Annotated in this window: 10 protein-coding genes and 1 pseudogene; 4 read left to right on the plus strand and 7 right to left on the minus strand. The window is 62.2% G+C overall.

What is annotated here, in order from left to right; genetic code table 11:
* Nucleotides 1-136: 136 nt before the first annotated feature.
* The 6 genes from ACK543_RS15105 to ACK543_RS15130 all read right to left on the minus strand — a co-directional run bounded on the left by ACK543_RS15105 (nt 137) and on the right by ACK543_RS15130 (nt 7496).
* Nucleotides 137-1297: an MFS transporter gene (locus tag ACK543_RS15105; protein ID WP_409943650.1), complete on the minus strand. Its 1161-nt coding sequence runs from the start codon at nt 1295-1297 to the stop codon at nt 137-139.
* Nucleotides 1294-2904 carry a DNA recombination protein RmuC gene (rmuC, locus tag ACK543_RS15110; protein WP_409943651.1) on the minus strand — a complete coding sequence of 537 codons (1611 nt, stop codon included), beginning with the start codon at nt 2902-2904 and terminating at the stop codon, nt 1294-1296. The genes ACK543_RS15105 and rmuC overlap by 4 nt, the downstream gene beginning before the upstream one ends.
* A 79-nt stretch (nt 2905-2983) precedes the next feature.
* Complete coding sequence (locus ACK543_RS15115) at nt 2984-3979, minus strand: 2-hydroxyacid dehydrogenase (protein ID WP_409943652.1); 996 nt, start codon at nt 3977-3979, stop codon at nt 2984-2986.
* A 152-nt stretch (nt 3980-4131) separates the two neighbouring features.
* Nucleotides 4132-5550 carry a sodium:proton antiporter gene (locus tag ACK543_RS15120; protein WP_409943653.1) on the minus strand — a complete coding sequence of 473 codons (1419 nt, stop codon included), beginning with the start codon at nt 5548-5550 and terminating at the stop codon, nt 4132-4134.
* A 540-nt stretch (nt 5551-6090) separates the two neighbouring features.
* Nucleotides 6091-6564: an acyl-CoA thioesterase gene (locus tag ACK543_RS15125; RefSeq protein ID WP_409943654.1), complete on the minus strand. Its 474-nt coding sequence runs from the start codon at nt 6562-6564 to the stop codon at nt 6091-6093.
* On the minus strand, nt 6561-7496 hold the full coding sequence (locus ACK543_RS15130) for a histone deacetylase (protein ID WP_409943659.1): 936 nt from the start codon (nt 7494-7496) through the stop codon (nt 6561-6563). Before ACK543_RS15130 ends, ACK543_RS15125 begins: the two co-directional genes overlap by 4 nt.
* A 198-nt stretch (nt 7497-7694) precedes the next feature.
* Here ACK543_RS15130 and ACK543_RS15135 point away from each other — a divergent pair, with 198 nt between their 5' ends.
* From ACK543_RS15135 to ACK543_RS15150, 4 genes are all read left to right on the plus strand, one after another.
* On the plus strand, nt 7695-8243 hold the full coding sequence (locus ACK543_RS15135; protein ID WP_409943655.1) for a phasin family protein: 549 nt from the start codon (nt 7695-7697) through the stop codon (nt 8241-8243).
* A 370-nt stretch (nt 8244-8613) separates the two neighbouring features.
* Nucleotides 8614-9681, plus strand: coding sequence for an extracellular solute-binding protein (locus tag ACK543_RS15140; RefSeq protein ID WP_409943656.1), 1068 nt, complete (start codon nt 8614-8616; stop codon nt 9679-9681).
* A 128-nt stretch (nt 9682-9809) separates the two neighbouring features.
* Nucleotides 9810-10568, plus strand: coding sequence for a 3-hydroxyacyl-CoA dehydrogenase (locus tag ACK543_RS15145; RefSeq protein ID WP_409943657.1), 759 nt, complete (start codon nt 9810-9812; stop codon nt 10566-10568).
* A gap of 231 nt (nt 10569-10799) precedes the next feature.
* Complete coding sequence (locus ACK543_RS15150) at nt 10800-11108, plus strand: hypothetical protein (protein WP_409943658.1); 309 nt, start codon at nt 10800-10802, stop codon at nt 11106-11108.
* Nucleotides 11109-11120: 12 nt separating this feature from the next.
* Here ACK543_RS15150 and ACK543_RS15155 read toward each other — a convergent pair.
* Nucleotides 11121-11423: pseudogene (locus ACK543_RS15155) on the minus strand (transposase domain-containing protein); the annotation flags it as partial.
* Between the last annotated feature and the right edge of the window lie 139 nt (nt 11424-11562).

Raw genomic sequence — 11562 nt, forward strand, 5'->3', positions numbered from 1 at the left:
AAGCGAAAATCGGCGAGAGCGAGGACAGTTTTTGCCGAATTTGCAGCCCCATAGCCGAGCTATGGGGCAAAAAGGCGGTTAAAAATGGACCGCTGCGGTCGATTTGCAGCCGACGATTTCCAAGTCCGACAGGCTCCTAGATGCGCCGGGCAAGCCGCGCACCCAGCACGCTCACAACGCCCACCGCCCAGAACAGGCCACCCACGCCAATGATGGCACCGGCTGAGCCGAACATCAGGGGCATCATCACGCTGGATGCATTGATGGCCATGAGGCGCAGGCCCAGAGCCTCCCCCTGCCGGTGGGCGGGCGTGACCTGGTGCAGCAGGCTCATCACCATGGGCTGACCGGTCCCCAGCGCCAGGCCAAGCAGGACCGAGCACAGCCCCATGGCCAGCGCACTGTGCAGCAATGGGTACACCGCAAAAATCACCGTCGTGATCAGCATGGAAACTGCTATCACCACCCGTTCGCTCAGATGGCGGGCCACGAAGGGCATCATCAGCCGGATCACCGTGACTGCAACGGCAAACGATCCGAAGATGGTGCCAATCACCGACGCCGACAAGCCGCGCTCATGCCCCAGCAGCGGCACCGCAAAGGCATGGACATCCCAGCACGAAGAGATGAGCCAGTTCACGATGAGCAAGCGCCGAAACGGCGCAATCCCCAGCATGTTCCAGGCCCGTGGGGGCTTTCCATCCTTGGCCGCAACGGCTGCCGCGCGCGGCAGCTCCTGCAGGCCCTGCACGCACCACAGGCTGACCAGCGGCAACAGTGCCAGCAATGCAAATGCTGCCCGATAGCCTTCCAGACTGCCTGGCGCGCTGCCAGCCAGATCGATGGCCAGCCCCGCTGCGAACGGCCCGATGAAGTTGGAGACGGCGGGCGCGATCGAAAGCCAGCTGAAAACCCGCTTCAGCTCGGTCGGATCATGGGCTGCACGGCCCGCATGCCGCTGCACGGCAATCGTGACCGCGCCCGCTGCACCGCCGGTCAGCAACGCCGTGATGCACAGCGCCCAATAGGTCGGGAAGACCACGGCCAGACCCGCACCGATACATGCGACGGCCACCGAATAAGCCACCGGAGGCTTGAGTCCCTGGCGGTCCGAATAGCGCCCCACCGGCAGCGCGCAGAACACCTGCACGAGAGCAAACAACGCCACAAGAAACCCCACAGCCGCAGCGCTGTGGCCCTCGCGCAGCGCCAGCAAGGGCGCTGCCAGACGCATGCCCGCCATGCACGAATGCACGCAGATCTGGGCTGCGATCAGACGGGTGAGCGCCGCTTTCAAGGCCGCTGATCCTCCGCGCCCGGACCGGCAAGCCCCTGCCTGACGTCTAACGCCGGCAACACGGTGCCGGATGCGGGCAGATCCTGCACATCGCGCAGCGTTCGCTGGATCGCTCGGGTGCGCGTGCCCACCTCGTCAAACTTCTTGGCGGCGGCGTCGATGGATTTCTTGGTCGCCTCCACCACATCGCCGAACTTGGCAAACTCGGTCTTGACCGCGCCCAGCAGGCTCCACACCTCCGAGGAGCGCTTTTCAATCGCCAGCGTCCTGAAACCCATCTGCAGGCTGTTGAGCATGGCTGCCAGGTTGGCGGGCCCGGTGATCATCACGCGGCATTCGTTTTGCACGGCCTCGACCAGACCGGGGCGGCGCATCACTTCGGCAAACAGCCCCTCGGTGGGCAGGTACAGTACTGCAAAGTCGGTGGTGTGTGGCGGCGAGACGTATTTGGCAAAGATTTTCTTGGCTTCTTGCCTGATGGAGGTCTCGAACGCGTTGCCGGTGGACAGGATGGCCGCCTTGTCGGCGGCCTCCTGTGCATCCATGAGGCGCTGGTATTGCTCCACCGGGTACTTGGAGTCGATGGGCAGCCACACCGGGTGCTCGTCGCCTCTGCCCGGCAGGCGGACGGCAAATTCAACCAGTTCGTCGCTGCCCGGCACGGTCTTGACGTTGCGTGCAAACTGCTCGGGCGTGAGCACGTTGTCGATGATCGCGCCCAGTTGCATTTCGCCCCAGGTGCCGCGCGACTTCACGTTGGTCATCACGCGCTTGAGGTCCCCCACGCTGCCCGCCAGCGTCTGCATCTCGCCCAGACCCTTGTGCACCTGCTCCAGCCGATCGCTGACCTGCTTGAAGGATTCGCCCAGGCGCTGCTCCAGCGTGGCATGGAGCTTTTCGTCCACCGTGCGGCGCATTTCTTCCAGCTTGGTGGCATTGTCGGCCTGGATGGCGGCCAGCCGCTCGTTGAGCGCATTGCGCAATTGCTCTGCGTTGTGCTGGCTGCCTTGCACCAGGCCCGTGAGCTGCTGCGAGACAGCATCCTGCAGCACCGAGAACTGGTTGCGGATTTGAAAACCATTGGCCTGGAGCTGATCCTTGAGCGCGGTGGACATGACTCCAAGCTGCGACTGGATGTCGGCCTTGAGGGAGTCGAGGGTGCCGCGCGTGGCAGCCTGCAATGCCTCAAAGCGCTGGGCCAGGGCCGCATCCTGCGACGCCTGCCGCTGCATCAGTGCCGCATCCAGGCCAGCCAGGCGCTGCTCCAGCCGCCCTTCGAACACGCTGAACGCGGCCAGCAGCTCGGCGCGGCCGTTGCGGGACTCGGCCACCGCTTGCGCCAGGCGCTCATCCACGGCGTGGCGCAGGCCCTCCAGCGTGGTCTGCGTGGTTTGCGTAAAACCGCGCAGTTGCTGGCCCATGCCATCCAGAGCGCCATCATTCTTGGCCACGGCAATCTGCGTGGACTGCGCGGCCTGCTCCAGCGCCTGCAGTCGCGCCAGCCACTCGGGCGACAGATCGATGCGGGAGCGCCGAAGCAGCAGCACCAGTAAAAGCAGCAGAACCAGCGTCAGCGCGGCCAGCAGGACAAGAGTATCGGTCGTCAAAACAGAATGCTATAAATAAAATAGCTAAAAAGCCATTACAGACGTGCGTAAGTGGGCCAAAAACACTAAAATTTCAGGACTAATATCCCCGCGGATGGGCGACGGGCCGGTTCACCGGGGTGAGCGGGCCACGGCCGTCGAAGAAGGCGATCAGGTTGTCGGCCGCCAGGCTGGCCATGGCACGCCGCGTGGGCACAGAGGCGCTGGCAATGTGGGGTGTGAGCACCATGTTCGGCACGGTCAGCAGATCCGGGTGAACACGGGGCTCACCCTCAAACACATCCAGACCTGCGGCCGCAATGCGCCGCTCGCGCAGTGCCACTGCCAGGGCTGCGTCGTCCACGATGCCGCCCCGCGCAATATTGACCAGCGTGGCCGTGGGCTTCATCAGCGCCAGTTCGGCCGCGCCGATGGTGTGGTGCGCGGCCGGGGTGTAGGGCAGCACCAGGACCACATGGTCTGCAGTGCGCAGCAACTCCTCCTTGCCGACATGGCGGGCCTTGCACTCGGCCTCCAGTTTGGCACCAAGGCGCGAGCGGTTGTGGTAGATCACCTTCATGCCAAAGCCGTGTGCGCCGCGCCGGGCAATGCCCTGTCCGATGCGTCCCATGCCGATGATGCCCAGCGTGCTGCCGTGAATGTCGCCACCGGCAAACATGTCGTAGCTCCACTGGGTCCACAAGCCGGCGCGCAGGTAGCGTTCGCTTTCAGCCATGCGGCGGGCGGTGGCCATCAGCAGCGCAAAGCCGAAATCGGCGGTGGTCTCGGTCAGCACATCGGGGGTGTTGGTGCCCTGCACTCCGGCGGCCGTCATGGCATCGACCTCAAAGTTGTTGTAGCCCACCGCCATGTTGGCCACGATGCGCAGGCGTGGGGCCGCCGCCAGCACGGCGGCATCAATGCGCTCGCTGCCGGTGGTGAAGGCCCCATCCTTGTCGGCCAGTCGCGCCGCCAGCGCGTCGGGCGTCCAGATCCCGTCACCGGGGTTGTCTTCCACCTCAAAATGCGTGCGAAGACGCTCAACGATGTCAGGAAAGATGGCGCGGGCGACCAGGATGCGGGGTTTGCTACCCATAACGTGTCTCCAAACTATTCTTATTCGCTCACGTCGGATGCCCAGGTACAGCGCATTCTGTGTGCGCCTGATGCCTGTTCACGGTGCTATCCCCTCCGCCCCACCCGCAGCGTGAGACAGGGGGCAAGCGCCAAAGCCACTCATGTGGACCGTCAAGTCCGGAACCAGATCCAGCTCATCACCACAAACAGTGGCACCAGGATCCCGCACGACCAGACCATGTAGCCAAAGAAGCTTGGCATCTTCACACCACGGTCTTCTGCGATGGCCTTCACCATCAAGTTGGGCGCATTGCCGATATAGGTGTTGGCGCCCATGAACACCGCGCCAGCAGAGATTGCCGCGAGCGTGGGGGCGAGCGTGGTCATCAGCACGGCCGGGTCGCCTCCGGCGGTGTTGAAGAACACCAGATACGTGGGCGCGTTATCGAGGAACGAGCTGAGCACGCCCGTCGCCCAGAAATACATGAGGGGGTCGGGCGAACCATCAGCGCGCGTCACGGCCGATACCACGGCACCGAACGGCCCGTTGACACCGGCCTTGAGCATGGCAATCACCGGAATGATGGTCAGGAAAATCCCGGCAAACAGCTTGGCCACCTCCTGCATGGGGCCCCAGCCGAACTGGTTGTCTTCATGGACCTTCTTGGGCGTCAGCTTCAAGGACACAAGAGTCACGATGATCAACCCCACATCGCGCACGATGCCCGGCAAGCCTACTTCGGTGCCCGCAATGTCGAACACGACGCCAGGCTTCCACATGCCGCTGAGCAGGACCAGTCCTACCACCGCACCCAGGAGGACGAAGTTGACCTTGCCATCGAAACCGATGGAACGGCTGTCGGGCGTCGGGTCCGTGCGCAGCAGCTCACCGCTGCGGCGGTAATACCACGAGTCAAGCACGTAAAAAAAAGCGAGCAGCGAGCCGACCAGGAACAGGGTCTCCGGGAAGATGTAGCGCACCGTCCAGAAGAAATCCACGCCCTTGAGAAAACCCAGAAACAGCGGCGGATCGCCCAGCGGGGTGAGCGAGCCCCCCGCATTGCTGACGATGAAGATGAAAAACACCACCACATGGGCAACGTGCGTGCGATTGTCATTGGCCCGAATCAGCGGGCGGATCAAGAGCATCGATGCCCCGGTCGTCCCCATGAAACTGGCCAGCACCGCACCAATCGCAAGAATGGACGTGTTGAGGCCCGGGCTGCCATGGAGATTGCCGCGAATGAAAATTCCACCCGCCACGGTGAACAGCGCGGTCAGCAGGATCACGAATGGAATGTACTCAGCCACCAGCGCATGCACGAGGCTCTGGCCCGCCGCACCAGCGCCAAACGTGATGGCAAAGGGCACCAGGAATGCCAGCGCCCAGCCCGCAGCCACCTTGCCGAAATGGTGGTGCCAGAAGATCGGTGTCAGCAACGGCATGAGCGCAATCGACAGCAGGATGCCCGCAAAAGGCACACCCCAAAGCACTGAAAGCGAACTGCCGTCAATGTCCGCCGCCATGGCCAGGCCCGGCAACATGATTGCCATCAGCCCTCCCAGGGCACGTCCGAACAGCTTTCTCATCGCGTATTTCTCCTTAAAGGCAGTCAATTCTCGTCAGCGGCCACCAGGCCTGCGCGGGCAATTCCAGCACGCCGCACGCACTTCAAAGACCTGTCGATCACGCCATGCTTCATCGCGCACGGTACGCCGCCGACTCCTGCAAACGGTGGCTCCCCACGCTTGCGGCACTTGAACCAGTACGGGATCTGCGCGACCGGAAACGGGCCAGTTCCACCTGCATCGTGGTGCACTGGCACTGATCGGTGTCGAGCAGGCTGCCGATCATCAAGGGCGATGCAGGGGGGCTTTGCGCAGACCGTTCGTTGCAGCGGGAAAGTGTAGACGAGCCCTGCCCCCGGCACGCCCTCCAGCCTACCCATCCAACAGAGAAAAAACCGTGACCCCGACAGGACGCGGGGCTTGCTGGCCTTGGCTGTGGCTTGATATCTCAATGAGAACCCGGCTTTCAGGCAGGCTCCGATCCCTTCAGGACGAGCGAGCGCAAACGTCTGATCGCCGCCACAGTTGGGCCAGCACCGGGGCACAGGGTAGCGTGGGCAGTCAGGGCATCAGCAGCGACTGCAGCACTTGGCGCAGCCCCGCAGGCAGAGCAACCGGTCGGCGCGTGGTGCGATCCACGTACACGTGAATGAAATGCCCAGCCGCCGCAGATAAAGGCTCGCCGCGCGCAAACAGCCCCACTTCGTAGCGCACGCTGGTGCTACCCAGCCGCGCGACGCGGATGCCCGCCTCCACCGTTTGCGGGAACGCAAGCGGAGCAAAATAATTGCACTGGGTTTCGACGACGAGACCCACGGTCTCTCCGGCATGGGTGTCGAGCACGCCCTGGTCGATCAGGTACCCATTGACGGCCGTATCAAACCAACTGTAGTACACCACGTTGTTGACGTGCCCATACACGTCGTTATCGGCCCAGCGCGTGGTGATGGGGCGAAAGACCACATAGGCATCACGCGGCTGGGGGAGAGGACGCGCCGCCCCAAACGTCGGGGTCAAAGTGCTCGCAGCGGTCATGGCCGCAGATTCTGCCAGCGATGGTAGTACTGCATGGCCACCCGCCAGGTTGTTACCTGGGCGCGCAGCGTGTCTTCGATGTCGCGGCCGTACCCACCCGCCATCGTCAGCACCAACGGCACGCGCCGGTGCCAGGCCCAGTCGAACACCCGACGGTCGCGTGCCTCCAGGCCGTCATGGGAGAGCGCCAGGCGACCGAGGCGATCGCCCTCGTGTGGATCGGCGCCGGCCAGGTAGAACACCAACTGTGGTGCAAAGCGCTGCTCCAGCGTTCCCAGCGCCTGCTCCAATGCGAGCAGGTATTCGTCATCTCCGCAACCGTCGGGTAACTCCACATCCAGATCACTGGGCTCCTTGCGAAATGGAAAGTTACGGGCTCCGTGGAGCGAAAGCGTGAACACAGAGGCGTCGTCACGAAAGATATGCGCCGTGCCGTTGCCCTGATGAACGTCCAGATCAATCACGGCAACCTGCAGCAACGGCGCGGTAACGCCCGGACGGGCATGCTCCGCCTGCATGAGCCGCGTGGCCACGGCCACATCGTTGAACACACAAAAGCCTGCGCCCTTGTGCGCGTAGGAGTGGTGCGTGCCCCCGGCCAGGTTACCGGCAACCCCGTCGCGCAAGGCGGCGCGGCTGGCATGCACGGTGGCGCCCACCGATCGCCGCGCGCGCTCTGCCATGGCAGGAGACCACGGAAACCCGATCTCGCGCTGCGCAGCAGGCGGCAAGGTGCCGTGTTCGATGTCGTCAATGTACGCCTGACTGTGCACCCGGGCCAGCTCCTCGTCGGACGCGGGTGGCGCTACCTGCAAGCTGATGCCGGGCAGCTGCGCGTCCAGGCGGTCGCGCAACATCCGGTACTTGGACATGGGGAAGCGGTGCCCCTGTGGAAGCGACAGTACAAACTGGTCGGAGTAATAGGCATGCATGCGCGCCAAATTCTGCCGCATGTGGCTTTTCTGAGGCGCAGGCTCTAATTTGCTGCGACGCAACAAAAAACAGTTGCATTGCGCCCGTATCCCCGTAGAATTGGCCGAATGCTGCGTTGCAACATGAATCACATCTAGGCAAGGGCAGCTGTCTGTAACCACCCCGGGCCACATGGCCCAAAAACTTGGAGCTATCACATGACACTGACCACTGAACAAGTTCTGGCCTCGCACAAAGCCAATATCGAGACCCTTTTCGGCCTGACCTCCAAGGCTTTCGAAGGCGTTGAAAAGCTGGTCGAGCTGAACGTAACCGCATCGCGCACCGCCCTGTCGGAAGCCGCCAGCCACACCCAGGCAGTCCTGAGCGTCAAGGACGCGCAAGAGCTGCTGGCCCTGCAAGCCGGCCTCTTCCAGCCATTGGCTGAGAAGACAGCCGCGTACAGCCGCCATCTGTACGACATCGCTTCGGGTACGGGCGCGGAGTTCGGCAAGGCCTTTGAGTCGCAGGCTACGGATGCCCAGCGCGTGTTCACCAACCTGGTGGACAGCGCCGCCAAGAACGCCCCGGCTGGTTCGGAGACCGCCGTGGCCGTGATGAAGAGCGCCGTGTCGGCTGCCAACAACGCTTTCGAGTCCGTTCAAAAGGCTGTGAAGCAAGCGTCTGATGTGGCCGAAGCCAACTTCAACGCCGTGGCCAACACCGCCGCCAACGCTGCCAAGACTGCTGCCCCTCGCAAGCGCTGATCTGCGCCAGGCTGCGCCGGGCCTGCGGCCTGGGAAACGCAGCCTGTCTCCGCGCTCAGGGTCTCTCGCGATGGACTCATCGCTGGGTAGATAGGCGCGGTGACCAGTTATCTCCTTGGATCCTCGTGAATCGCAAGTTTCTAGGATCCTTTCAAAGCCCAGCCTCCGCTGGGCTTTTTTTCTCCGGCAGCTCGCAAGTTGTCCGAATCTCAAGCAGACCATGCGGAAAATCCGGGCCGCATGCTGCTGGTTTCCCACACCAGACGAAGACTCACCATCCATTGACCTTGCGTCAGTCCGTCCAATAACCGTATTGCGAATAATTCGCGTTTGCTTTATCATTCAGACATCGCAATGAAAAGTCGTTTCCATGCCCAACACCTTGAAAGCACTCTTGAGGAACCTCTGCATCACGGTCTGCGCCAGCGCCGCCGGTGCAGCCTCTGTCTCGGCCCAGGAGCAGGTCGTCAACCTGTACTCGGCGCGCCACTACTCCACGGATGAGGCGCTCTACACCGGTTTCACCAAGGCCACCAGCATCAAAATCAATCGGGTAGATGCCGACGACGCGGGCATTCTTGCCCGACTCAAGGCTGAAGGCAGCGCCTCGCCAGCGGACGTGATTTTGCTTGTCGATGCCGCGCGCCTGCACAAGGGCGAGGTCGACGGCTTGTTCCAGCCCATCCAATCCAAAGTGCTTACTGCAGCCATTCCAGCACAGTTTCGCAGCGCGCCTGGAGCCGACGGCGGGGTTGCCTGGTTCGGCTTCTCCACCCGCGCCCGCCTGATCGTTTACAACAAGGCCAAAGTGCAAAAAGACGATGTCGATACCTACGAGGAACTTGGCGCTCCGAAGAACAAGGGCAAGGTCTGCATCCGCTCGGGCTCCCACCCCTACAACCTGAGTCTGTTTGGGGCTGTGATCGAACACATCGGGGAGCAAAAGGCCGAAGCCTGGTTGAAGGGCTTGGTGTCGAACCTGGCGCGCGCGCCCAAAGGGGGCGATACCGATCAGATCAATGCCGTGGCCGCGGGCGAGTGCGACATTGCCGTGACCAACTCCTATTACCTCGCCCGACTGATGCGCTCCACCAAACCGGAAGACGTGGCTACCGTGAGCAAGATTGGCGTGGTGTTTCCCAACCAGGATTCCTGGGGTACCCATGTGAACATCGCAGGGGGTGCCGTGGCCCGCCATGCCAAGAACCCGGCCAACGCGATCCGGTTCCTCGAGTATCTGGCCAGTGCCGATGCCCAGAACTATTTTGCCAATGGCAACAACGAGTGGCCCGCGGCCAAGAGCGTTACCGTGGACAACCCGGCTCTCAAGGCCATGACAGGCGGTAAACCGTTCAAGAGCGAGACGATCCCGATCAGCGCTGTAGGAGCCAACACCACCAAGGTCCAGCAAATGCTCGACCGGGTCGGATTCCAATAGCCAACCGCTGCAACCGCCCTCCCACCCGGCGTAACTCCAAAGTCCGGCACGTCCGGACTTTTTGTGATGTGCCTGCGGTTCACGTCGTGGTTCATAATTGACGTTTACGTTAACGTCAGGAGATAGACATGGACATCAACGGCAAGGTTTTCATCGTGACCGGCGGCGCATCGGGTCTGGGCGAAGGCACGGCACGCATGCTGGCGTCGCATGGCGGCACGGTGGTCATCGCTGATATGCAGGTTGACAAAGGTGAGGCGGTCGCGCGCGATGTGGGTGGAAACTTCGTCCCCTGCGATGTCAGCACGGAAGAGGACGCTCTGGCCGTCGTGGCCAAAGCGGTGTCCCTGGGCAAGCTCATGGGTCTTGTGAACTGTGCCGGAATCGCGCCCGCCGAAAAAACCGTGGGGAAAAATGGTGCGCATGCACTGTCCCTCTTTACCAAAACCATCACGGTGAACCTGATCGGCAGTTTCAACATGATTCGCCTGGCGGCACAAGCCATGTCAAAAAACGAGCCAGAGGCAACCGGCGAGCGCGGTGTGCTGATCTCGACGGCCAGCATTGCTGCCTATGATGGCCAGATCGGGCAGGCTGCCTATGCCGCATCCAAAGGAGGCGTGGTCGGCATGACCCTACCGATTGCCCGAGATCTTGCGCGCAACGGTATTCGCAACATGACCATCGCCCCTGGGATCTTTGGCACACCGATGCTCTTTGGCATGCCGCAGGAGGTACAGGACGCACTGGCAGCCGGTGTTCCCTTTCCAAGCCGATTGGGCACGCCGCAGGATTACGCCAAGCTGGTCAAGCACATCTTTGAAAACGATATGCTCAACGGAGAAGTAATTCGGCTCGATGGTGCGATACGTCTTGCACCGCGCTGAGGCACCCCACTCAAGTCGGTTCGAGCGACTGAACCTAAAACCGGCAGTTGACCGCTTGTCATCTTGGCGCACAGCGCATGGACTCGGGCCTTGGGTTGTTTTTGCAGCCTCACCTTTGGCGTGACAGCGCTATGCACTTGCCAGCACCGCTTTTGGAGCGTATCCGTCCGGTGAACCCGATCCTGCGTTCGGCTTGAATGTGATAGGTCGGTGACGACATAAACTGCCGCCATGAGTTCAAGCCAGACCGTTGTAGACCGCGAGATGTTTGTGCAAGCCCTGCGCCACATGGGCGAGGAAGACCTGCAGTTTCTCAACCGGATGGTGGTGGAGCGGTTGAATCTGCTGGCTCAGGCCAGAAGCACAGTGCAACTGGCCCAGTTTGCCGAAGGTGATCGGGTGGAGTTCACAACCCAGGACGGCAGCGTCAAACGCGCCGTGGTCGTTCGCCTGAACAAAAAGACGGCCAGCCTGCGCACCGATGACGCTCAGAACTGGAAGGTCTCGCCCGTCCTGTTGCGTAAGGTGGCCGCAGGCTGAATTGGTGGCTTCTCAGACGCTTGCAGGCTGCCAGCGATGCGGCAGCAACTCACAGATGCGACTGTTGGGCCAACTGGGCAGCTTGTCCATAACGTCCTTGAGGTAGGCGTGCGGGTCATGCCCGTTGATCTTGGCCGACTGGATCAAGCTCATGACGGCGGCGGCACGCTGGCCCGCACGCAATGAGCCAGCGAACAACCAGTTCTTGCGACCCAGGGCGACCGGCCGCATCTGGTTCTCCACCCAGTTGTTGTCTATGGGTACCTGCGCGTTGCCCACGAACACCGTCAGCGCCTGCCAACGCCGCAGGCTGTAGGGAACCTCTAAAAACCCCTGATTTCCACGCCTGATGAAGCGCAACAGAGCAGGATTTTCAGGCCGCCTATTTTTTGGGCAACTCTGCGGCGTTTCCCGCTAGTCTTGGCCCTTCCAGGGCGCTTTTGGGCTCCATTTT

The organism is Acidovorax sp. (genome assembly GCF_046341535.1).
Taxonomy (GTDB): domain Bacteria; phylum Pseudomonadota; class Gammaproteobacteria; order Burkholderiales; family Burkholderiaceae_C; genus Acidovorax.